Annotated in this window: 20 protein-coding genes and 2 pseudogenes; 9 read left to right on the top strand and 13 right to left on the bottom strand. The window is 70.2% G+C overall.

Annotated elements, in window-relative coordinates; translation table 11 throughout:
• Positions 1–299: 299 nt before the first annotated feature.
• Positions 300–1,256 carry a DUF5667 domain-containing protein gene (locus BLV05_RS26030; protein WP_046772583.1) on the bottom strand — a complete coding sequence of 319 codons (957 nt, stop codon included), beginning with the start codon at positions 1,254–1,256 and terminating at the stop codon, positions 300–302.
• Positions 1,257–1,444: 188 nt separating this feature from the next.
• Positions 1,445–1,981 (bottom strand): sigma-70 family RNA polymerase sigma factor, encoded by a 537-nt coding sequence (locus tag BLV05_RS26025; RefSeq protein ID WP_046772584.1) that lies wholly within the window; start codon positions 1,979–1,981, stop codon positions 1,445–1,447.
• Positions 1,982–2,338: 357 nt separating this feature from the next.
• Between BLV05_RS26025 and BLV05_RS26020 the strand changes: the two genes are divergently transcribed.
• The gene (locus tag BLV05_RS26020) at positions 2,339–3,424 is read left to right on the top strand and encodes an IS110 family RNA-guided transposase (RefSeq protein WP_152691166.1); all 1,086 of its coding nucleotides are present in this window, start codon (positions 2,339–2,341) and stop codon (positions 3,422–3,424) included.
• Positions 3,425–3,518: 94 nt separating this feature from the next.
• Here BLV05_RS26020 and BLV05_RS37165 read toward each other — a convergent pair.
• Together BLV05_RS37165 and BLV05_RS26005 are read right to left on the bottom strand one after the other, a co-directional pair.
• A pseudogene (locus BLV05_RS37165) lies at positions 3,519–4,651 on the bottom strand (IS3 family transposase); the annotation flags it as partial.
• Positions 4,652–4,757: 106 nt separating this feature from the next.
• Positions 4,758–5,834 (bottom strand): IS110 family RNA-guided transposase, encoded by a 1,077-nt coding sequence (locus BLV05_RS26005; protein ID WP_082155885.1) that lies wholly within the window; start codon positions 5,832–5,834, stop codon positions 4,758–4,760.
• Positions 5,835–6,241: 407 nt separating this feature from the next.
• On the opposite strand from BLV05_RS26005, the pseudogene BLV05_RS26000 reads away from it, so the two are divergent.
• Positions 6,242–7,369, top strand: a pseudogene (locus BLV05_RS26000) (IS110 family RNA-guided transposase); the annotation flags it as partial.
• A gap of 73 nt (positions 7,370–7,442) precedes the next feature.
• Here the strand turns inward: BLV05_RS26000 and BLV05_RS25995 are convergent.
• From BLV05_RS25995 to BLV05_RS25980, 4 genes are all read right to left on the bottom strand, one after another.
• Complete coding sequence (locus tag BLV05_RS25995) at positions 7,443–8,318, bottom strand: ABC transporter permease (protein ID WP_083421388.1); 876 nt, start codon at positions 8,316–8,318, stop codon at positions 7,443–7,445.
• Entirely contained in the window at positions 8,315–9,523 is a 1,209-nt protein-coding gene (locus BLV05_RS25990; protein WP_046773061.1) for a quaternary amine ABC transporter ATP-binding protein, read from the bottom strand. The genes BLV05_RS25995 and BLV05_RS25990 overlap by 4 nt, the downstream gene beginning before the upstream one ends.
• A gap of 4 nt (positions 9,524–9,527) precedes the next feature.
• A complete protein-coding gene (locus BLV05_RS25985; protein WP_152691149.1) occupies positions 9,528–9,929 on the bottom strand; it encodes a hypothetical protein in 402 nt (133 codons plus the stop codon).
• Positions 9,930–10,012: 83 nt separating this feature from the next.
• Positions 10,013–10,396 (bottom strand): STAS domain-containing protein, encoded by a 384-nt coding sequence (locus BLV05_RS25980; RefSeq protein ID WP_052763228.1) that lies wholly within the window; start codon positions 10,394–10,396, stop codon positions 10,013–10,015.
• A gap of 113 nt (positions 10,397–10,509) precedes the next feature.
• On the opposite strand from BLV05_RS25980, the gene BLV05_RS25975 reads away from it, so the two are divergent.
• From BLV05_RS25975 to BLV05_RS25965, 3 genes are all read left to right on the top strand, one after another.
• A complete protein-coding gene (locus BLV05_RS25975) occupies positions 10,510–11,226 on the top strand; it encodes a response regulator transcription factor (protein ID WP_046773059.1) in 717 nt (238 codons plus the stop codon).
• Between the two features lie 143 nt (positions 11,227–11,369).
• A complete protein-coding gene (locus tag BLV05_RS25970) occupies positions 11,370–12,626 on the top strand; it encodes an ATP-binding protein (protein WP_052763227.1) in 1,257 nt (418 codons plus the stop codon).
• 32 nt (positions 12,627–12,658) lie between these two features.
• Complete coding sequence (locus BLV05_RS25965; protein WP_083421387.1) at positions 12,659–13,318, top strand: GerMN domain-containing protein; 660 nt, start codon at positions 12,659–12,661, stop codon at positions 13,316–13,318.
• A gap of 862 nt (positions 13,319–14,180) precedes the next feature.
• Here the strand turns inward: BLV05_RS25965 and BLV05_RS25960 are convergent.
• A complete protein-coding gene (locus tag BLV05_RS25960) occupies positions 14,181–14,771 on the bottom strand; it encodes a TetR/AcrR family transcriptional regulator (protein ID WP_046773062.1) in 591 nt (196 codons plus the stop codon).
• Between the two features lie 84 nt (positions 14,772–14,855).
• Here BLV05_RS25960 and BLV05_RS25955 point away from each other — a divergent pair, with 84 nt between their 5' ends.
• Together BLV05_RS25955 and BLV05_RS36050 are read left to right on the top strand one after the other, a co-directional pair.
• Positions 14,856–16,292 carry an MFS transporter gene (locus BLV05_RS25955; protein WP_046773058.1) on the top strand — a complete coding sequence of 479 codons (1,437 nt, stop codon included), beginning with the start codon at positions 14,856–14,858 and terminating at the stop codon, positions 16,290–16,292.
• A gap of 32 nt (positions 16,293–16,324) precedes the next feature.
• Positions 16,325–16,585, top strand: coding sequence for a hypothetical protein (locus BLV05_RS36050; protein ID WP_152691147.1), 261 nt, complete (start codon positions 16,325–16,327; stop codon positions 16,583–16,585).
• 174 nt (positions 16,586–16,759) lie between these two features.
• On the opposite strand, the gene BLV05_RS25950 is transcribed toward BLV05_RS36050, so the two are convergent.
• Positions 16,760–17,635: a cytochrome c biogenesis CcdA family protein gene (locus tag BLV05_RS25950; RefSeq protein ID WP_046773057.1), complete on the bottom strand. Its 876-nt coding sequence runs from the start codon at positions 17,633–17,635 to the stop codon at positions 16,760–16,762.
• A gap of 2 nt (positions 17,636–17,637) precedes the next feature.
• Complete coding sequence (locus tag BLV05_RS25945) at positions 17,638–18,057, bottom strand: redoxin domain-containing protein (protein WP_046773056.1); 420 nt, start codon at positions 18,055–18,057, stop codon at positions 17,638–17,640.
• A gap of 452 nt (positions 18,058–18,509) precedes the next feature.
• On the opposite strand from BLV05_RS25945, the gene BLV05_RS25940 reads away from it, so the two are divergent.
• The gene (locus BLV05_RS25940) at positions 18,510–18,692 is read left to right on the top strand and encodes a hypothetical protein (RefSeq protein ID WP_046773055.1); all 183 of its coding nucleotides are present in this window, start codon (positions 18,510–18,512) and stop codon (positions 18,690–18,692) included.
• A gap of 386 nt (positions 18,693–19,078) precedes the next feature.
• Here the strand turns inward: BLV05_RS25940 and nhaA are convergent, their stop codons facing one another.
• Positions 19,079–20,449 carry a Na+/H+ antiporter NhaA gene (nhaA, locus tag BLV05_RS25935; RefSeq protein ID WP_083421386.1) on the bottom strand — a complete coding sequence of 457 codons (1,371 nt, stop codon included), beginning with the start codon at positions 20,447–20,449 and terminating at the stop codon, positions 19,079–19,081.
• Positions 20,450–20,548: 99 nt separating this feature from the next.
• Positions 20,549–21,502 (bottom strand): alpha/beta fold hydrolase, encoded by a 954-nt coding sequence (locus tag BLV05_RS25930; protein WP_083421385.1) that lies wholly within the window; start codon positions 21,500–21,502, stop codon positions 20,549–20,551.
• A 65-nt stretch (positions 21,503–21,567) separates the two neighbouring features.
• Here BLV05_RS25930 and BLV05_RS25925 point away from each other — a divergent pair, with 65 nt between their 5' ends.
• Complete coding sequence (locus tag BLV05_RS25925) at positions 21,568–22,005, top strand: NfeD family protein (RefSeq protein WP_083421362.1); 438 nt, start codon at positions 21,568–21,570, stop codon at positions 22,003–22,005.
• Positions 22,006–22,010 lie beyond the last annotated feature (5 nt).

The following is a 22,010-nucleotide window of genomic DNA, read 5'->3' as shown; positions in this document are numbered from 1 at the left end:
CCTGCCGATGTCGTACGCGAAGCCCTCCGGCTCAGGGTCACCGTGAAGGTGATTTGGCCGGCTGGCGCTGCGTCGTGATCACCCGCGGAATCGTGACCAGGAAGTGACGGGATAGACGTCGCATTCGCGCCGTACGGGTCGCCTCGGCAGGCGACCAACGGGCCAAGGTCGGGCCCGCGACCGAGGTGCCGCTGGTCGTCCTATACGCCTGCAGGGCTACCCAGTGTGTCGGGCCGAACATCTTCAAGCGTGCTCACGTGCGCATCGGTCGTCGGCTCGGGGCTTGCGGGCGTTGTCGATCACCTTTGCGCTCCGGTGCCGCGCAGGTGGACGTTGGTGGCGAGGGTGAAGGATTCGTCGGTTGCGGTGAGGGTGCCGGTGAGGTGGAGGTGGAGGTTGGCCTTCTCGCCTTCGTCGGTGTTAACGAGGTGGTAGGTGCCCGTGATTTCGAGATCAACGGTGTCGCCGGGTGCGATGGTGATGGGCGCCTCATCGAGGTCGGCGGTGGCGTCGGGGGCGCGGCCTCGGGGGCGCGGCGTCGTATGGGTGAGGTGGATGTCATCGACGGTGACCGTCGCGCTGCTGGCGGCGTCGTTGGTGATGGAGACGGCCAGGGCATACTCGCCGGTGGTGCCGGCGTCAGGGCAGAGAAGCGCGCCGTCGTAGGTGAGTGTGGTGTCAGAGCCGATGGTGGGGGTGCTCCGGTCGGCGCTGATGCACTGCTGGGATGACCCGTCGGGCACGGGTCCGATGGTGGGCGGGGTGTCCAGCTCCGTGATGCCGGCTGGCCCATCGGCGGCCGGGCGAGGGGCGGATCTGTCCAGTGCCCGCTCGATTGCTGGTCGGGCAGCGGCTGGCACGATGTCCTGCAGCGCGTTCAGGACGTGTTCGTGGGTGTGGAGTTCGCGGTTCGCACGGTCGGTTGTCGCCGCAGCTGCGTCGTCGCCTAGGTCGGCGAGCGCAGTGCGCAGCCCGGCGATGGCACGTTCGTAGCCGGCGATGACGTCCGGAATGGCGTCGTTGCGCTTGGTGCTCTGCGCGCGGACGAGTTCTTCCAGCCGGGTCTCGGTGTCGCGCAGGTAGAGCGAAGCCTCGTCGGCAGGATCGGTCGTCAACACGTGGCGGGCACGTTCGAGGACGATCTTGGCTGGATAGGCCGTGTCACCGGGCAGTGCCTGGTCCATCGCCGACACCGTAGCCGTCGAACCGGCCGCGGTGATCACGGCGGCCGCGCCGACGGCGGCGAGACGGCGCACCCATAGGATGCGCACGCGGCGAGGTCGCCGGGCCGCTGCTGCCCGAAACGCGGCCGTAGCGATGCGACTGGCAGCCCGAGCGTCCCCGGGATCTGGAGACGCATCGAACGCCGCGCTTAGTTCGCCGGCGAGTCGTGCGATGCAAGTGTCTGTAGCCTCGTCGCCGGCTGCGAAGCGTCTGGCTCTGATCATGGTTCCTCCAGAAGGCGGTGCAGCGCAGCGAGAGCCCGGTGCTGCAAGCTCTTCACCGCCGATACGGGTTTACCAAGCGCACGAGCGACCTCTTCGTTGGACAGGCCCGCGGCGAACTTGAGCAGCACCACGTCGCGCTGGTCACCGGTCAGCCGGTTGAGTGCGGCGCGCAGCCGGTGCGCCTCCAGCCGTCCGATCACCTGCTCGGCAACATCAGGGGCGGCCTCGGGTTCGGGCACCTCGGCGACCGGATCGACGCGGTGCCGGCGGTGGTGCCGATGTGCATCGGCGAGATCATGCCGGGCCACTGTGAACAACCAGCCGATGAACGCCGCACCACCACTGTGGAAGCCGGGTAGCCCGCGGGCTACCTCGACGAAGACGGCGGCCGCCATGTCCTCTGCCTCCACCCGGTCCGGTATCCGCGCGGCGAAGTACCGATACAGCGGCTCGTAGAACCGTTCGAATAGCGCAGCGAACGCCTCCGCGTCACCGTCGGCGGCGCGCCGCACCAAATCGTCAAGTGGTTCCACAGCCCTAACACCAGTACAAGCGCCGTACTGCCACAACAGATACGGTGAACCGCCTGTAAGTGTTCGTGGCGGCTGGCCTGGGGCTGGCTGGCAGGGTTAGCGCCCGGTCGCTCGGCGCCCGGTGTGACTCCTGAATCGCCTGACCCCTTCGGGGTGTCATGCCCGGGATCTGTCCATCCGGTGCTGGGTGCCGGCGCCGACCCTGGCCCACCACGATGGCTTGATCAGAAGCATGTCCGCCACGGGGATTGCCGTCCCCGCGGCGTGGCTCGTTACAGGCCCGCCTCGTAGTGACTTCTCACCCCGGGCCGACGCCGGCAACGACGTCCGTCCCAGCGAGTGAAGAGGAACATCGTCTTGTCCAGTGTGACAACCACAGTGGCCGACCTCTACCGGTACGTGGTCGGGGTCGACACCCACGCCGCGACCCACAGCTACGCCATCGTCGCCGCACCCAACGGCGCCCTGATCGACCAGGCCACCTTCCCAACCACCGCGGCCGGTCTGCGACGCGCCCGGGACTGGATCGGTCGCCGCACCGGCGGTGACCTCGACGGCGTCCTGGTCAGCGCCGAGGGAACCGGCTCCTACGGTGCCCTGCTGGGCGACGTGGTCGAGGAGGCCGGCTACCGGGTCGTCGAAGCACCCACGCCCCGACGCGAGCGTGGCCGCGGGAAGACCGACACCCTCGACGCGGTCCTGGCGGCCCGATCCACGCTGGTGATGCCGCTGGCTCACCTGCGGGACCGGCGAGCCGGTGAGATCCAGGTCGCCCTACAGGTGTTGACGGTGGCTCGGGATCAGCTCAACGCCGACCGGCTGCGGTGCATCAACGCGCTCACCGCTCTGGTCCGCAGCCATGACCTCGGCGTGGACGCTCGCCGGGCGCTGACCGGCTCCCAGATCTCTACGATCGCTGGCTGGCGTCGTCGTGACGAATCGCTCGGAGTGGCGACCGCGCGCGCCGAAGCAGTTCGCCTGGCCAAGCGGATTCTCGTCCTCGATGAGGAACTGGCCGACAACCGCAACCAGATCACCACACTCGTCACCGCGCAGGCGCCCGAGCTGCTCGACCTGACCGGCGTCGGCGCGGTCACCGCCGCGGTGATCCTGACCGTGTGGTCCCACCCCGGTCGGATCCGCAGCGAGGCTGCGTTCGCCCAGATCGCCGGCACCTGCCCGATCCCCGCATCCTCGGGCAACACCATCAGGCATCGGCTCAACCGCGGCGGCGACCGGCGGCTCAACCGGGCGCTCAACACCATCGTGCTCACCCGGATGCGCACCGACCCCGACACTCGCGCCTACCTCGAGCGGCGTGCCGGCGAGGGAAAGACACTCAAGGAGATCCGCCGCTGTCTCAAGCGCTACGCCAGTCGCCAGATCTTCCGCACCCTGGCAGCAGCGCACCGACCACCGGAGGCGATGGCCTCAGCGGCTTGACACGACATAGAAGCATCCCGGGATGTCCGGAGACTGATGTGCCCCGAGGTTCGTGGAGTCGCGTTGCTGGATTGTAGGCGACTTGCTGGATGGTGGTTTGGCGTGTTTCGTACTCGATCGGGGTGAGCATTCCGAGCGCGCTGTGTCGGCGTTGGCGGTTGTGGAAGATCTCGAGGTACTCGAAGATCGCGTTGGCCAGCTCGATCCTGGTCCGCCACTTCTTGCGGTTGAGCAGTTCGGTCTGCATGCGGCCCCAGAACGATTCGATCATGGCATTGTCGTAGCAGTCGCCGATCGAGCCCATCGAAGGGACCAGCCCGGACTCGCGGGCTCGCTGGGTGAAGGCCCAAGAGGTGAACTGCACGCCGTGGTCGGAGTGGATCAGCGTGCTGCCGGCGGCGGGTTGCCGGTTGCCGATGGCCATGCTCAGCGCGTTGGTCACCAGGGCCGCGGTCTGGCTCGAATCGATCGACCACCCAACCACCCGGCGGGAGAAGGTGTCGAGCACGACGGCGCAGTAGACCTTGCCCTCTCTGGTCGGGTGCTCGGTGATGTCGGTGACCCACAGCCGGTCGCGGGCCGGGCGGGCGAAGTCGCGGTTGACGAGGTCGGCCGCGGTCGGCGTTTCCGGCCTAAGCCGGCGGCTCTTGTGTCCGGGCAGGCCCTTGAGACCAGCCCTGTTCATGAGCAGCTCGACCGCGCCGTGGCCGACGCTGATGCCGCACCCAAGGCTGAGTTCGGCGTGCACCCGCCGCGATCCGTAGGTGCCGTGCGAGGAGGCGTGGATCGCAGTGATCGTGTCGGTCAGCCAGGCGTGCCGGACCGATCGCGCCGACGGCGTCCGAGACCGCCAGTCGTAGAAGCCGGACTCGGAGACCCGTAATACCCGGGTGGCCAGCTGCACCGGCAGACCCTCGGTGGCCATCACCGCGATCGCCTCGAACCGTCTTTTGGGGGCACCACATCGTCGAGCAACTCCGTGGCCCGGCGATGTATGGCGAGCTCGGTCTCCAGCTCGGCGATCCGCCGGCGCGCGGCCACCAGTTCGGCCTGGTCGCTGCTGGTGATCCCGAACACCCGCCCGGTATCAATCAGGTGCTGACGACGCCAGTTATAGATCGTCTGATCGCTCAGGTCGAGGTCGTGGGCGATCCGCGGAATCGGCCGACCAGCATCGACAAGGTCAAGAACTCTCCGACGGAACTCCGGCGGATAACGGCGGGGCAAGTAGGCCTCCTACAGGCACAGGAACATCGATTGTCCAGCAACCCGACACCGCCAAACCCGGGGCACATCAAAGTCTCCGGACATCCCGGGATGCTTCTATGTCGTGTCAAGCCGCTGAGGCCATCGCCTCCGGTGGTCGGTGCGCTGCTGCCAGGGTGCGGAAGATCTGGCGACTGGCGTAGCGCTTGAGACAGCGGCGGATCTCCTTGAGTGTCTTTCCCTCGCCGGCACGCCGCTCGAGGTAGGCGCGAGTGTCGGGGTCGGTGCGCATCCGGGTGAGCACGATGGTGTTGAGCGCCCGGTTGAGCCGCCGGTCGCCGCCGCGGTTGAGCCGATGCCTGATGGTGTTGCCCGAGGATGCGGGGATCGGGCAGGTGCCGGCGATCTGGGCGAACGCAGCCTCGCTGCGGATCCGACCGGGGTGGGACCACACGGTCAGGATCACCGCGGCGGTGACCGCGCCGACGCCGGTCAGGTCGAGCAGCTCGGGCGCCTGCGCGGTGACGAGTGTGGTGATCTGGTTGCGGTTGTCGGCCAGTTCCTCATCGAGGACGAGAATCCGCTTGGCCAGGCGAACTGCTTCGGCGCGCGCGGTCGCCACTCCGAGCGATTCGTCACGACGACGCCAGCCAGCGATCGTAGAGATCTGGGAGCCGGTCAGCGCCCGGCGAGCGTCCACGCCGAGGTCATGGCTGCGGACCAGAGCGGTGAGCGCGTTGATGCACCGCAGCCGGTCGGCGTTGAGCTGATCCCGAGCCACCGTCAACACCTGTAGGGCGACCTGGATCTCACCGGCTCGCCGGTCCCGCAGGTGAGCCAGCGGCATCACCAGCGTGGATCGGGCCGCCAGGACCGCGTCGAGGGTGTCGGTCTTCCCGCGGCCACGCTCGCGTCGGGGCGTGGGTGCTTCGACGACCCGGTAGCCGGCCTCCTCGACCACGTCGCCCAGCAGGGCACCGTAGGAGCCGGTTCCCTCGGCGCTGACCAGGACGCCGTCGAGGTCACCGCCGGTGCGGCGACCGATCCAGTCCCGGGCGCGTCGCAGACCGGCCGCGGTGGTTGGGAAGGTGGCCTGGTCGATCAGGGCGCCGTTGGGTGCGGCGACGATGGCGTAGCTGTGGGTCGCGGCGTGGGTGTCGACCCCGACCACGTACCGGTAGAGGTCGGCCACTGTGGTTGTCACACTGGACAAGACGATGTTCCTCTTCACTCGCTGGGACGGACGTCGTTGCCGGCGTCGGCCCGGGGTGAGAAGTCACTACGAGGCGGGCCTGTAACGAGCCACGCCGCGGGGACGGCAATCCCCGTGGCGGACATGCTTCTGATCAAGCCATCGTGGTGGGCCAGGGTCGGCGCCGGCACCCAGCACCGGATGGACAGATCCCGGGCATGACACCCCGAAGGGGTCAGGCGATTCAGGAGTCACACCGGGCGCCGAGCGACCGGGCGCTAACCCTGCCAGCCAGCCCCAGGCCAGCCGCCACGAACACTTACAGGCGATTCAGGAGTCACACCGGGCGCCGAGCGACCGGGCGCTAACCCTGCCAGCCAGCCCCAGGCCAGCCGCCACGAACACTTACAGGCGGTTCAGAGACCGGCACGGCCTTGTGGTCGAAGAAGATCGACAACGACGAGGCGGCGATCCTGACCGCTCTCGGGGAGATCCTTGATCTGGCCGGCGAGGTCCGCTGGGCGGTGGACATCTCTGGTCGGTCGTCCGCGCTGCTGCTGGCGCTGCTCGCGGCGCACGGCCAGCGGGCCGTCTACGTGCCGGGCCGGACCGTGAACCGCATGTCGGGGGCCTACCGCGGCGAGGGCAAGACCGACGCCCGAGACGCCTATGTGATCGCCGAGACGTCCCGGCAGCGCCGGGACTTCGCCGCCATCGACGTGCCCGCCCAGCTGGTGGCCGACCTTGCGTTGTTGACGGCCCATCGCACGGACCTGGTGGCCGACCGGGTGCGGATGATCAACCGGCTCCGTGACGTGTTGACCGGCGTCTTCCCGGCTCTGGAACGGGCCTTTGACTACTCCGCCCACAAGGGCGCGTTGGTGCTGCTGACGGGCTACCAGACCCCGGCCGCGATCCGCCGCCGTGGCCGGGCACGGCTCACAGCCTGGCTGACCAACCGCGGCGTGCGCGGCGCGGACGCGGTCGCGGCCACCGCCCTGGCGGCCGCCAAGGCCCAGCACACCACCGTGCCCGGCCAGGACGTCGCCGCGCAGATCGTCGCCGACCTGGCCACCCAGATCCTCGCCCTGGACGACCGGCTCACCCGCCTCGACCGGCAGGTCCGTGACACCTTCCGCGCGCATCCGCAGGCCGAGATCATTGAGTCCCTGCCTGGCATGGGCGCGATCCTCGGGGCGGAATTCGTTGTCGCTGCCGGCGACTTGTCCGCCTACACCGACGCCGGCCACCTCGCCTCGGCCGCCGGTCTCGTGCCGGTCCCGCGCGACTCCGGCCGTCGCACCGGCAACCTCCACCGGCCCAAGCACTACAACCGCCGCCTGCGCAGAGTGTTCTACCTGTCCGCGCAGACAAGCATCATCCGCGAAGGACCGAACCGGGACTTCTACCTCAAGAAACGCAGCCAGGGCTGCAAACACGTCCAGGCCATCATCGCCCTGGCCCGCCGACGAGCCAGCGTCCTGTGGGCCCTGCTGCGCGACAACCGGGTATTCACCTCCGCCCCGCCGGTCACGCAAGCGGCTTGACTTCCTCATTGAGACTCCTCTGTATTCGACTACCAGGCACTCTGGGTTCGAGGACCTACTCGTGAAGCGACGTTCAGGCGCGCACTCTCGACGCCCGGACGACCGGGGCGCGGTCGGCCAGGGCCGAGACCACGCGGTCCAGATAGATGGCCAGCACGACGACGGCCAGACCGGCCTCTACGCCGCGGCCCACGTTGAGCGACTGCAGGCCGGACACCACGTCCAGACCCAGTCCGGCCGCGCCGACCATGGCCGCGAGGACCACCATCGACAGCGACAGCATGATGACCTGGTTGATCCCGGCCATGATCGTGGGCAGTGCCAGCGGCAGCTGGATCTGCCGCAGGATCCGCGCCGGCGACGACCCGAACGCCTGGCCGGCCTCCACCACCTCGGTGTCGACCTGCCTGATCGCCAGCTCGGTGAACCGGACGCCCGGCGGCATCGCGAAGACGATCGTCGAGATCATCCCGGGGACGACGCCGATGGCGAACGCGCCCAGCGTCGGGATCAGGTACACCATGGGCGGCATCGTCTGCATGAAGTCGAGCACCGGCCGCAGCACGTTGCTCACCGGCTGCGACCGCGCCGCCCAGATGCCCAGCGGCACCGCGATCGCCGTCGCGATGAACGCGGCCACCAGCACCAGCGACAGCGTCTGCATGGCGCCGTCCCAGCGGTCCATCGCCGCGACGAGATAGAAGCCGACGACGGTGACGACGGCGAACCGCCACGACCGCACCAGCCAGCCGAGCCCGGCGAACAGCGCGATCATGACGAGGAACGGCGGCGCGCTGAGCACGTCGAAGACCCCGTTGTAGGCGCCCTCGAGCACGGAGCCGATGACGTCGAGGACCGGCTGGAAGGTCTCGGTGAACCAGTCGAACGCGTCGGAGATCCAGGTGCCGACCTCCAGGCGCGGGTCCAGCGGGTCGAAGGACTCGCTCACCGGACCACCTCCGCCTCGGGCAGCGCCTGCGCCAGGCTGGCCATCGCGTCGAGCAGGGTCACCCGCGGGATGACGCCCAGTTGCCGGCCGTCGCCGTCGACCACCGCGAGCGGCTGGTCCGACCCGGCCGACGCCGCGAACAGCTCCGCCAGCGGCGTGTCCGGGCGGACCACAGCCACGTGGTCAGTCACGATCGGCTCCAGCATGCAGTCGCCCCGGTTGACGGCGGTGACGACGTCCTCGTCGCGCACGACGCCGCGCAGCCTCCGGTCCCGGGAGACGACGAACGCGGCCCTGAGCCGCTTGCCGCGCATGCCGTGCAGCGCCACGTACGGTCCAGCCGACCCGTTGACCTCCACCGGGGCCGGCACCATGACATCGGCCGCCGTGAGGACGCGGGTGCGGTCGACGTCGGCGACGAACCGGGCGACGTAGTCGTCGGCGGGGTCGCGCAGCACCTCTTCCGCCGTCCCGACCTGCACGATCCGGCCGTCGCGCATGACCGCGACGCGATCGCCGAGCCGCATGGCCTCGTTGAGGTCGTGGGTGATGAAGACGACCGTCTTGCCCAGGCGCGCCTGCAGCTCCAGCAGCTGGTCCTGCATCTCGCGGCGGATCAGCGGGTCCAGCGCCGAGAACGCCTCGTCCATCAGCATGATCTCGCTGCCGGCGGCGAGCGCGCGGGCCAGCCCGACCCGCTGCTTCATGCCGCCGGAGAGCTGGGCCGGATAGCGGTCCTCCCAGCCGTCCAGGCCGACCAGCTCCAGCGCCTCGGCGGCTCGTGCTCGCCGCACGACCCGGCTGACACCCTGGACGTCCAGCGCGTAGGCCGCGTTCTCGGCGACGGTGCGGTGCGGGAGCAGGGCGAAGTGCTGGAAGACCATGCTGATCTTCTGCTGCCGCAGCCGGCGCAACTCGGCCGCGTCGATGCCGGAGAGGTCGACGCCGTCGACGTGGACCTGGCCGGCCGTCGGTTCGAGCAGGCCGTTGAGCATCCTGATCAGCGTCGATTTGCCCGAGCCGGAGAGTCCCATGACGACGAAGATCTCGCCCGGCCGGACCTCGAAGCTCGCGTCGATCACCGCCGGGGTCGCACCCTGCGCGACGACGTCAGCGCGGCCGGCGCCGGCCCGGAGCCGTTGAACGGCGTCGTCGGCGTCTCGGCCGAAGACCTTGAACAGTCCTTCCGCGCGTGCCGCGGTCACGCCCTCACCTTTCGTTCGTCTGCCACGCGACGGACGGGACCACCGGGCGGGATGGCGTATGGTCCAGTCTCCCGTCGGTCTGGTCGCTGCGGCCGGCATTGCCGGTGTCCTCGACGATGCACACCAGTTCTGCCGTGTCACCGGTGTGATCGAGGGACCATTCCTTGGTGAGCACGGTGAGGGCGTCGGCGACGGGAGGATCGGGGTCACCAGGTCCGTTGCCGGACGGTGACCACGCGATCGTCAGCTCCACGCAGACCGGGGTGCGCCAGGCGAGCCCCACGGTGATCTCCCTCGGCCTGGCCGACATGCCCAGGTGCACGCCGAAGGCGGCAAGGATCTCCAGCCGGGTGGCGGCACGCTCGCCGACGACCCGGGAGTCCGTCCAGGCATGGACCTTGTCCATCGCCTCCTGGGGAGTGATCAGGTCGACGGCTCCAGGGGGGTAGGTGCCGTCGTGGACAGCGGGCTCGCGCAGGGTGTGGTGACTCATCGGGTTGCCCTTCCGAGGGCCGAATCGAGGGGAGGTTGGATGTCCAGAACGTCATCGAGACCTGTGCGGTGCAGGAGTCCCGCCATGGCCTGATCTGGGTGGCTGAGCATCACGCGGACCCCGCGGGCGGAGCAGCGCCGCTTGGTCCACAGCAGCGCGGCGATGGTCGGAGACGAGAGTCTGGTCAGGCCGGACACGTCGACGACCAGCGCGGACGGACCGTCGGCCAGCATCTCCTCCAGACGCCAGCGCAGGTCGTGGATGCCTTCGCGCAAGGTCTGGTCCGACAGGGGCACGACGGCCGAGTCGCCCCGCGTGTAGAACACCGCTGGGCGGGCCGGCCCCCGCTGCGGGCGCGGTGGGTGGGCGTTCTGACGCATCCGCACAGGCTGCCCTGGCCAGGTGGAGGTGTCCTGACGGCTGCTTTGCAATTCCATGACAATGCCGGCCGGGGCCGCCGAGGCAGGTATACGCCTCCGGGGTCGGTGAGACGATGCCGGATGTGTCGAGGCGGGTGCTCGTGTTGGAGGAAGACTACGGCCTGCGCACGTCGTTGCGGCTGGTGCTGGAGCAGGACGGGTACACAGTCGTCGAGGCGGCCGACGCGATGACGGCGCTGGCCCTTGTGCGCGCTGAGCACGTGGACGTGATGCTGGTCGACCTCATGCTGGGTGGTCTAGACGGGTTCACCTTCATCCGCAGTGCCCGGCCGGACGCGACCGCCCCGATCATCGTGATCAGCGCCAGGGACGCTGCCCGGGACGTGGTCACGGCCCTGGAGGCAGGCGCGGACGATTACATCCGCAAGCCCTTCGACGTCGCCGAGGTCCAAGCCCGGCTACGGGCCGCGCTGCGACGGCCGGCCATCGCCGCCCACGAGGCGCCCGACGCGGGCAGCGCAGTGGTGCTGGACTCCCGGTACGGTCCGCTGGTGTTCGACCCGGTTGCGGCCACGCTCAGGCGCGGCGAGGAGGAGGTGCATCTGACCTATACCGAGTTCAAACTCCTGCACACGTTGACAGAGAACGCCGGAAAGGTGATGGCCCGCGGCAGCCTCCTGTCGCAAGTGTGGACCGACGGGCACTTCGGTGACGAGCGGATCGTGGACGTCCACATTCGGCGGCTGCGGACCAAAATCGAGCAGGACCCCGGCGCGCCCGCACTTGTCCTCACGATCCGCGGTCTCGGCTACCGGCTGGATCCACAGTGAGGACACGGCTGGTGCCGCGCGGACTTCGTTCTTCGGTGCTGGGCGCCTTCGCCGCCGGGGCACTGCTGATCAGCGTGATCCTTGCCCTGGGTACGTAGCTCTCGGCACGGCACTACCTGATCGAGCAACGCGAGCGCACAGCATTGCAGCAGGCCTACACCAACGCCGCCCTGGCCAAGGACGGGCTGCGCACCTCCGGCGCTAGCGTGGTCGATGTGCTCGACGCGATCGCGCTGCCGAACCGCACCATCGCCTACGTGCGCACCGGCGGGCAGTGGTACTCCTCCGGCCTGGCCGAGGAGGGCCATGCGGTCACCGAGCACGTCGCCCGGGCCGTCGTCGCCGGGTCGGCCGGCCTGAGCTGGACCGGGGCGACGGATCCGCCCGCCATCGTGGTCGGCATCCCGCTGGCCGCGGTGGATGCGGAGTACTACGAGGTCATCGTCGCCGAGGAGCTCGACGGAACACTGCTCACCCTGCGCACCGCACTCATCGTGTCCGCGCTGATCACCACGCTGGCCGGCGCGCTGCTGGGCTGGTACGCCGCGCGCGGCGTGTTGCGCCCGCTCAACCAGGTCACGGTCGCCGCCGCCCGGATCTCCGGCGGCCACCTCGCCTCCCGACTGGACCCGGTCGACGACCCCGACCTGGCCACCCTGGTGGGGTCGTTCAACAACATGGTCGACACCGTCACCGAGCGGATCGAGCGTGACGCCCGTTTCGCCGCGGACGTCGCCCACGAGCTGCGTACCCCGCTGGCGACCCTCACCACCGCGCTGGGGGTGCTGCAGGGCACGCCCGGGCTATCGGGGTCGTCCGCGCTCGCGGTCCAGCTGATGAGCACCGAACTCGAGCGGTTCCGTCAAGCGCTGGAGGACCTCATCGCCCTCGGCCGACTCGACTCCGGCGTCCGCGAATCGGAGTGGGAGTCCGTCGCCGTGACCGATCTCGTCGCCCTGGCCGTCGCCGACACCCGGTCCGCGATCATCGTGGACACGGACAAGGACGAGCCGACCGCGGTGGTGACGACCGAGCCCGATGCGGTACACCTGCGGGTACGGGTCGACAGGCTCCAGGCCCGCCGCGCGCTGTCCAACCTCATCCGCAACGCCGACACCCACGGTGGCGGGTTGACCGCCATCCGGATCGCGTCCCGTGGCCGGTTCGTCGACATTCACGTCGAGGACGCCGGTCCTGGCGTGCATCCCGCGGAGCGGCAGCGCATCTTCGAACGCTTCGCCCGTATCGGCGCTCGGGGCGCCAACGGCGGCAGCGGACTCGGGCTGAGCATCGTCGAGCGGACCGTCGCTGTCCACGGCGGCTCGGTGTGGTGCCGCGAGAGCGCTGCCGGAGGCGCCGACTTCGTCTTCTCCCTCCCCGCGTCCGGAGGGTTGCCGTGACCGCGCACGCAACGAGACGAACCACGAGGCTGGTGTCGGCCTCCGCTGCGGTGCTGGCCATGCTGCTCTGTCCGCTGGCCGGGTGCGGCGTCCCGTCCGACGACGCCGTCCGAGTCATCGACGCCGCTGAGGTGCCGTATCGACTCCTGGACGACCCGGAACAGACACCGTCCGCCGGGCCGGCCCCGGAGCAGTCTCTGACGGCCCACCTGTACTGGGTCGACCCCACCGAGCACCTGGTGGCCAGAACCCCGGCCCGCTACTGCGTGGCCACGCGTGCCGAGGTCGTCGAGGAGATCCTCGAGCAGCTGGTGGCGGGCCCGCCTGAGGAGGACCGGGTCGCCGGCATTGGCACCGCCCTTCCACCAGAGGAGTGGGTCACCCTCCTCGAACTCGACGGAGACACCGCACGGCTCCAGGTCTCGCCCAACGACGCGATCGGCGCCGGCCGCGTCACCCTCGCGGCCGCCCAGGTCGTCCTCTCGGTCACCTCCATCCCCGGCGTCAGCCGGGTCGAGCTCCTCCGCGACCAGGGCGAGCTCCAAGTGCCGCTGCCCGACGGCGAGCTGGCTACCGGACCACTCGGCGCCTCCGACTACGCGGCGCTCCTCGCGGCACCCGACGACACGCCACCCACCGCCACACCCGGCAGCGACGTCAGCTGTCCCTCAGCTGCGGCCCCGGAGCAGTGACCCGACCCGCCTACACAGCGCGGCGCCGGCCGGGGTGACCGTCGCCATCGCGACCTGGATCGATTCGCACCTGGCTCGGCCGGTGCCCGGTGGCGATGGGGCGACCGGGCAGCTATTGTCCGCTTTCGGACACCTTGCGACCCGCTGTGCGGGCGCTGTGTCCACGAGCGAGTCGGGGCGGCCGTCAAGGGGGGCGGGCCGCGCCGGCTCGCCTTCGATGAGGCTCACCCGGAGCGGTGGTGGGCGGCGCTTTCCCCGTGGCGTCGCCCACCATCGGCACGCACGCTGCACACATTCGCCCGCGTGACCTCAGCCGACCCGCTGCGGACCGAGCGCCTCGACGACCGTGGCGGCCATGCGCACGACGGACGAGATGGACTGCGGCATTGTTCCTCCGAGTGGCAAGGGGTCTGACACTAAGGGGTACGCGCCGGCCAGGCTTCGCGTTCAGCGAGGTTCATCCACCTGTCACTGTGCGGGCACGAGGCGGTCGCGGGCGAAGGAACGGGCGGGCCGACTGCTTCGGTCGGCCCGACGCGACGATCGTCGGCGGCCGGATATTGGCAGCCCGCCTCGACCTGCTGTCGCCTGCAGAAGCGATTGCCCGTAGCTGCGCCCATGTCTCGTCCCAAGCCCTCGACCTCTGGTGAGGATGCGGATGGACCGGGGGGCGTTCGCCCGGGCTCACATGGGTTGGGTTCGCACCGTTGGCCGGCCCCTGCTGCTCCATTGCCGCTGTGTCAGGCCGCAGGTGCACCTCACTCGCCTGGGGCACCGCAGCGGTGCCCGATCCGGCTGACGTTCGGTCCCAGACGAGCGAGCTGCGCCCCCAGCCGAGCGACGTGCCCCATCCATCCGCCTCTCAGCCGGGGACGGGGGCGCCGGGCGGGGTGAAGGCCGCGAGCAGGGTGGCCGTGATCGTGTCGGCCGCGGCGTCGGGAGCCAGCCGCCCGGCGCCGAGCTCGTCCGCTGCGCCGTGAATCACCGTGTAGAACACCGCGACCAGCCAGTCCGCCGGCAGGTCGAACCGGAACACGCCGGCGGCCCGGCCGCGCTCGAGCAGTGAGCGGACCCTCCCCATCGGGTTCTCGTGCAGCTCGCGGATCCGCTCCGGGGGCAACGCGTGCTGCGCCGCGACCAGCAGCAACCGCGACTCGTCGATCACCCGCCAGCTAGACGCGACCAGCCGCGCCAATGCCGCCCGCGCGTCGCCCGTGAGGTCGACGGCGTCAAGGGCCTCGTGTGCCCGGGCCACGGCCCGGACAAACACCGCGTCGACCAGGTCGGTGCGTGAGGCGAAGTGCCCGTAGAGCGTCACCCGGCCCACCCCGGCGGCCGCCGCGATGTCGGAGACGCTCGCGTCCGGATCGCGGACCAGGCACTCCGCGGCGGCGTCCAGGATCGCGGCGACGTTGCGCTGGGCGTCAGCGCGCCTCCCCGTCGTGACCGGCATCCGTTCTCCCGCCTTGTCGAACACACGTGTTCGAGTTAGTGTACCGTGCATAAGTCAGACAGAGGTGTTCAGATTAGGGGGATCATGTTCACGAATCCGCCCGCTGCCGATCGCTGGCGGCTGCTCGCTCTGCTCGGCGTCGCGCAGTTCATGCTGGTGCTCGACGTGACGGTGGTAGCGGTGGCGCTGCCGGACATCGGCGCGGAGCTGTCGCTCTCGCGTAGCTCGCTGACCTGGGTGGTCTCGGCGTACACGCTGATGTTCGGCGGACTGCTGCTGCTCGGCGGCCGGCTGGCGGACCTGTTCGGCGCCCGGCGAGTCGTCCTCGCCGGGCTGACGTTGTTCACGGCGGCGTCACTGGTCAGCGGGTTGGCGTGGAACGCGGAGTCGCTGATCGGTGGCCGCGTCGTCCAGGGTGCCGCTGCCGCGCTGCTCTCCCCTGCCGCGCTGTCGGTCGTCGCGACCACGTTCAGGGGCACCGAGCGCAATCGTGCCCTTGGCGTCTGGGCCGCGCTGGGTGGCGCCGGGTCGGCGGCCGGCGTGCTGGTCGGCGGGCTGCTGACGGCCGGCCCCGGCTGGTCGTGGATCTTCTACGTGAACGTGCCGGTCGGCATCGTGCTGGTGGCCCTGCTGATGCGGCTGATGCCACCGCACGACGCGTCGCCGGGCCGGCCAGTCGACGGCGGGATGCGGCCGCCGCGGCTGGACGTGCCGGGGGCGGTGCTCGTCACCGCGGCGACCGGAGCCCTGATCTACGGCCTGGTCAACGCCGGCGACGACGGCTGGACCGGCGCATCGACCGTCGTGCCGGCGGCGGTCGCGCTGGTCCTCTACACCGTCTTCGGCGCGCTGCAGCGGCGGCTGCGGGCACCCCTCATCGACCCGTGGATCCTCACCCGCCGGCCTGTGCTGACCGGGGTCCTGCTCATGTTGGTCCTGACGGCGCTGCTGATCTCGTCGTTCTTCCTCGGCTCGTTCTTCCTGCAGCACGTCCGCGGCTACAGCGCCCTGACCACCGGCCTGCTGTTCCTTCCGGTGGCGGTGGCGGTCGCCACCGGGGCGCACGTGGGTGGACGGGCGGTCGGCCGGGTGGGACCGAGGCGCATCGCGGCGGTCGCGCTGACAGTCGCGGCCGCCGGGCTCGCGCTGGCGGCCGTGGCGACGACGCGGCACAGCGGTTCAGCCGCTACCGCGTTACTGGTGGCTGGGATGAGCGTCGCCACGGCCGGTCTCGGCAGCGGCTTCGTCACCGCCACGACCACCGCCCTCGCCCACGTCGACCACCACGACGCCGGGCTGGCATCCGGGATCGTCAACACGTTCCACGAGTTCGGCGCCGCGCTGGGGGTCGCGTTGGCGTCGAGTATCGCCGCGGCGGACCTGGCTCCCGGGGCGGCCGGGACGGACGGGTTCACGGGCGCGTTCGCTGCCGGCGCCGGCGCTGCCGTGGTCGCTGGAATGGTCGCGTGGGCGCTCGTGCCGGCCGGACGGCCCGCGATGGCCGAGCTGCCGCTCCACTGAGGTCGCCGGGCTCGTGGCCAACCGCTCCGTTCATGTTCGACGTCGCCGATCTGCTTGCGGAGACGGCCCGCGACGCGCCGAGTTGCGCATTGCCGTCACTGGCCACCGTGAACTCGGCGACGCCGGGAGGTTTCTCGTTGATCGTGCCATCTGCACGCGTCGTGCGATCACGCTGTGGGAATCTCTTGCCTGGCCGATGGTGCGGACAACGGTTCGGCCGTGCGGTTCTCGACATCGGTGGCCGGTTCCTGGTGGTTCCGCCGCGGACCATCGTGACACGCTTCCGCCAGTGAGCCGGACTACGACGCCTTGCGAGCACAGTCCGTCGATGTGATTCGACTCAGATTCGACGAGTCCAACCCGCAGGCAAAGCTGACGGGCCAGCCGGCACATGCTCAAGCGCACCGGCGAACCGGTCGCCGTCTGGTGTGGCCGGCCGGCGGGTTGCCGTGACTGCCAACCTGTCGTCAGCTGATCCGATGATCGGGTGTGGTGTGGCGGCGCGCCCGACGGCGGGTCAGCCGCGCGGCGAGTAGGCCGGCGGCGACGACCAACGCGAGGGCGGCGGTGGCCCGGGCAGGCCCGAGGTCGGTGGCCCAGCCGCTGAGCGTGGCCTGGATCGCCAGCGCGGTGTCGATCACCGGGTCGTCCAGGCCGCCGCCCGCGTTCACTCGCAACTCGTAGATACCGTAGTACGTGACGTACCCTCCGGCGGGAAGCAGGAGCGCGCCGCTGACCCGCGACACGTACGGCAGCAGCCGGCGCGAATGCCGCAGCACCGCGTCGCTGCCCAGCGCCACGGTGATCGCCAGGACGCCGACGACCAAGCCCATGCCGAGGCCGTAGGTCACGAATGCCAGGAGCCCGCTGAGGATGCCCGGCCCGGAGAAGGTCGATGTCGCCAGCGCCAGAAACGGTGCGATGGTGCAGGACAGGCTGGCGATGGCGTAGGCGATGCCGTAGCCGGTCATCGACCATGGCGAGTGTGTCGGCGCGTTGCCCGCGAGCCGTGGCGCCCGGACGACCAGGTCGCGGCCGGACAGCAGCCAGCATCCCAGCGCGACGAGGCCGATGCCGATCACGACGGTTGCCCAGGGCAGGAACCGCTCGACCGACACGGCCGCGGGCACGACGATCAGGCCGAACGCGCCGAACACGAGGATGAATCCTGCCGTCATGGCGGTCGTCATGACGGTGGCGCGCCGCAGCGCTGCGTTCGGGCCGGGCGCGCCGCCCTGGGCGACCAGGAGGGTCAGGTAGGTGGGAAGGAGCGCGAAGCCGCACGGGTTCAGCGCCGCCACCATGCCGAGCAGCAGCGCGAACTGGAATGGGACGTCGGGCATGGTCAGCCGGCCGCGAGGCGCTCGACCGCGGCCACGATCTCGTCTTCTCCCAGCGGCCCGCGGATCACCTCGACGGTGCCGTCGGCGGACACGAGGCCGAAGTCGTATTGCTGGGTCACCTCGAACCGGGTGTAGACGTCGCCGTCGCGGTCGTCGATGTGCGGGATGGCGTCGACGCCGCCGTCGGCGATGAAGTCCTCCATCGAGGCGAGGTCACCGGACAGACCGGCCACACCCACGAATGCCACCTGACCCTCGTACTGCCCAGCGAGGTCGGCGATGAGCGGTGCCTCACGCTGACACACCGGGCACCACGGCGCCCAGAACCAGAGCACAGCGGGACGGCCGAGCAGGCTCGCGCCCTCGAATGTGCCGCCCGCTACGGTGGGCGCGGTGAAGTCCAGTTCCTCTGGCAGGGCCACGGCCGGTGCAGCTGGGCTGGTCTGCGCCGGCGGCGCGGGCGTCGTTGGTTCCGGCGTCGCGGCCGGGATGGGGTCGGTCGTGGCCGACGCCGTGGGCGGCGATGCATTGAGCTCGTCGCCGTTGTCGACGGATCCACATGCGGACAGACAAAGCAGGACGGCACCGACCAGGGCAGTCGATCGTGGACGCATACGAGAGAACCTCCGAGGCGAAGACGGACACGGGCATCATCCCCTGCACGCGAACTTGTGGACCTTACGAAACCGTGAACCACAGTGCCGCTGGCATCGCCGGCTGACCTGCGGGGTCGCGTATCCCACCAAGGCGGCGTGGCGGACGCCCCACCTCCGCCACCCGTCACCGCAGCCGCGGACGGCGTCGGCTCACGGCGATGCCCGTGAACTGGTCAGCACTCTCATCGAGCGCGAGGTCGAGATCCTCGCCTATCTCGGTGAGGCCTGTCGAGCCGACCTCGTCGACCCGGAGCGGATCAACGTCCACGAGCGCTGGGAGACGCAGGGAGGCGCTCGACGCGCTCCGGGGCGACGGCACCGGCGACGAGCAGGCAGCGCGCATCACCGACGCCGACGCCGAGGTCCGCGAGTTCGCCGTGGGCGCGGAGACGCGGCTCTAGCGACTCAAGCTCCTGCCTCGCGGCGGCATCCTGACCTCGCGCCGCGACGGCAAGACCGTCTACTGCCGCGCCGACAAGGACGCCACGGCCCGTCGCCGTCCGACTGGCGTTGACCGGGCGTGCCGTGGAGAAACACATCACCTCGGCCCTCATGAGACTCGACCTCGAACCAGAAGTCACCGAGGTCCACCGCCAGGTCCGCGCCGTGCTCGTCTGCTCTCGCCGCAGCCGGCGAGCCATGACGGTCGCCGCTGTGAGCGCCCAGGGGTTCCTGCGCGGCGCATTGGAGGCGGTGGCCAGCTCCGGTCGGGACGACCCCACGGGGGAGGGACGCCACGTCGAGAGCTGGCCACCTGCGATCCATTATGGCGTCACGACGACCAGCGTCAGGTCCCAGCGGTCTTCTCGGATGCGGGGCTTGCAGGACGGTCGGAGCCGTCGTCGGGGAGCTCGTCGTGTTCGTAGATGTCGGGGATGCCGTCGCGGTCGGTGTCGGTGGTCTCGGCGAGTTGGATGAGCCGGTGGGCGCGGTTGCGGATCCGCAGCACGACGGTGGCGAGGATCGCGGCGGTCAGGGAACCGGTGAGGACGGCGAGTTTGACGTGACCGTCGCGTTCGCTGCCGAGGCCGAAGGCGAGTTCTCCGATGAGCAGCGACACGGTGAAGCCGATGCCGGCCAGCATTGCCAGCCCGAACACGTCGGTCCAGGTGAGGCTGGGGTCGAGCCGGGCCTGTGTGAACCTGCTGACCAGCCAGGTGGCGGTCATGATGCCGACGGGTTTGCCGATGACGAGCCCGGCCATGATGCCCAGCGCCACCGGGTCGGTGAGGGATGTCGCAAGCCCGCCGCCTTGGTCGTTGATGGCGACACCGGCGGACATGAAAGCGAAGATCGGCACGGCGACGCCGGCGGAGAGTGGCCGGAACCGGTGTTCGAAGTGTTCGGCCAAGCCCGGGCCGGCTTCGGGGCCGCCGGCTTGCTGGCTGCGCAGCACCGGCACGGCGAAGCCGAGCATGACACCCGCGACGGTGGCGTGGACGCCGGAGGCGTGCACCAGTGTCCAGGTGGCGGCGGCGAGCGGCAGCAGCAGCCACCAGGAGCGCACCCGCTTCTGGACCAGCCAGGTGAAGACCGCCAGCGGCAGGAGCGCGCCGAGCAGGGGCGCGATGGATAGGCTGCTGGTGTAGAAGACGGCGATGATGATGATCGCGACGAGGTCGTCGACCACGGCGAGGGTGAGCAGGAACGTCCGCAGCGCCGTGGGCAGGCTGCGTCCCACGACGGCGAGGACGGCCAGGGCGAAGGCGATGTCGGTGGCGGTGGGGATCGCCCATCCCTCGAGTGCGCCGCCGTCCTGCAGGTTGATGAGCGTGAAGATGATGGCGGGGATCGCGACGCCGCCGAGGGCCGCGGCGATCGGCACCGCGGCGCGCTGAGGGGATCGTAGGTCGCCGGCGACGAACTCTCGCTTGAGTTCCAGTCCGGCGACGAAGAAGAAGATCGCGAGCATGCCGTCCGACGCCCAGGCGGCCATGGTCAGGTCCAGATGCAGTGCTTCCGGCCCGAACCGGTAATCGCGGATCGACTCGTACAGATCGGATGGGGGCGAGTTCGCCCATACCAGGGCGAGGACGGCGCCGGCCAGGAGCAGCGCGCCGCCGATGGTCTCCTTGCGCAGGATGTCCGCGATGCGGTGTGCCTCGACCCACGAGCCCCGTCCGAAGAGGAGGGGTGTGCGGCGAGGCTGTTGAGTCATAGGGGTGCTCCTCAGGGGTCGGGGCATCGACTGCCGACCAGACTTCCCGGCGCACCATGTCCATCCTACGGATTCGGGCTGTTTGGTCTGCGCACGTGGTCAGCCCAGCGGCTGGTCGGCGACCTCGGCTACCAGCGGCACCACGTCGTCGAGGTGGCTCGGGGTCGTCAGGTGGCCCATGCCGGGGAGGACCCGCAGGTCGAGATTCATGGTCCGCGCCAGTGCCGGTCCCAGCCGCTGGGGCGGGAGAAACCGGTCGTGCTCGCCGACGGCGACAATGCAGGGCCGGTTGGTGCGGCGGGTGAGCAATTCGGGCGGAAGGGGAGGCGGGGCGAGGGTGGTGTGGCAATGGGTGGCCACGAGGGTCATCCATGCCACTTCGGTCTCGGGCGGCTCCTCGCCGGGGGCGACGAACGATCGGAGCATGCGGCGAGCGTGGTCGGCTGTGGGACGCACCAGCCAGCGCGCCGAGGCCAGTGCCAGCGTCGGGTCCACGGTGAGACGGGTGACACCGGCCGGGGAGATCAGTGCGCGAACCGCGATCCGGGGTGAGTCGGCGGCCAGGGCGACCGCTGCGCCCAGGGAGTTGCCCACGAGCACGACACGGTTCAGATCGGCGGCCGTCAGGACCTCGTCGAGGACTCGGCCGTACCAGGCCATGCGGCCGGACCGCGGCCGGTGCGGGTCGCTGAGTCCGGGTTGGCCGGGCAGATCGACCACGGTGGTCGCCCACCGATCCGACAACGCCCGCAGCCACGGCAGGGTCACCGCGGCGTTGAAGTTCGTGCCGGGCACTACGACGACCTGAGGGGTCCGGTGCCCGGCCGACACGAGCGACACGCGACCGACGCTGGTGTCCACGCTCGCGGTGGCGAGGGGGAAGTCTGCGCGCGCCAGGGTGTCCGAGCACCACTGCTGCACCGCGAACTGGCCGCGCGGGCTCTTGTACACGGTGGGCACAGGGCCAGTGTGCCCGACGGCGCAGGCCCCGGTCAGCCTCCCGACCGGCCAGAGTGTCCAGGGCACGTCCATCACGATCCGGCCGCCGTCCACCTGGGACTGGGGTCCGGCGAGTTAGGTTGGTGGTAACCGTCCTGGATGTCCGGGAGGTCGGTTCCATGTCGTGGATCGTGTGGCTGCTGGTGGCTGCGATGCTGGGCGCGGCGGAGTTCTTCACGCTGACGTTCGCTCTCGGCATGCTCGCCGGCGCGGCGCTGGTCGCGGCCGTCGTCGCGGGGCTTGGCGGTGCGTGGCTGCTGCAGATCGCGGCGTTCGCGCTCGCCGGCGCCGCCGGGTTGCTGGTCGTCCGGCCGATCGCTCGCCAGCACATGAGTCACCCACCGCTGACCAGCGAGGGCAGCGATGCGCTGGTCGGGAAGCGGGCCGTGGTGATCGAGGACGTCACGACCGACCGCGGGCTGATCAAACTCGCCGGTGAGACCTGGTCGGCCCGCGTCCTGGACGGTGACCAGGTGATCCCGGCCGGTTCGGTGGTCGACGTGATGGAGATCGAGGGCGCGACGGCCATCGTCTATCCGCGGGAACTGCTGCCCTGACACGA

This window comes from Jiangella alkaliphila, assembly GCF_900105925.1.
Taxonomy (GTDB): domain Bacteria; phylum Actinomycetota; class Actinomycetes; order Jiangellales; family Jiangellaceae; genus Jiangella; species Jiangella alkaliphila.
Note: the sequence above shows the minus strand (reverse complement) of the source record. Positions and strands in the feature narration are given on the sequence as shown.

Coding starts and splice junctions, on each gene's coding strand:
- nhaA (WP_083421386.1), bottom strand. CDS start 20,449: ATGACTCAACAGCCTCGCCGCACACCCCTCCTCTTCGGACGGGGCTCG.
- BLV05_RS36050 (WP_152691147.1), top strand. CDS start 16,325: ATGTTCGACGTCGCCGATCTGCTTGCGGAGACGGCCCGCGACGCGCCG.
- BLV05_RS25955 (WP_046773058.1), top strand. CDS start 14,856: ATGTTCACGAATCCGCCCGCTGCCGATCGCTGGCGGCTGCTCGCTCTG.
- BLV05_RS25975 (WP_046773059.1), top strand. CDS start 10,510: ATGCCGGATGTGTCGAGGCGGGTGCTCGTGTTGGAGGAAGACTACGGC.
- BLV05_RS25960 (WP_046773062.1), bottom strand. CDS start 14,771: ATGCCGGTCACGACGGGGAGGCGCGCTGACGCCCAGCGCAACGTCGCC.
- BLV05_RS25950 (WP_046773057.1), bottom strand. CDS start 17,635: ATGCCCGACGTCCCATTCCAGTTCGCGCTGCTGCTCGGCATGGTGGCG.
- BLV05_RS25985 (WP_152691149.1), bottom strand. CDS start 9,929: ATGGACAAGGTCCATGCCTGGACGGACTCCCGGGTCGTCGGCGAGCGT.
- BLV05_RS25980 (WP_052763228.1), bottom strand. CDS start 10,396: ATGCGTCAGAACGCCCACCCACCGCGCCCGCAGCGGGGGCCGGCCCGC.
- BLV05_RS25925 (WP_083421362.1), top strand. CDS start 21,568: ATGTCGTGGATCGTGTGGCTGCTGGTGGCTGCGATGCTGGGCGCGGCG.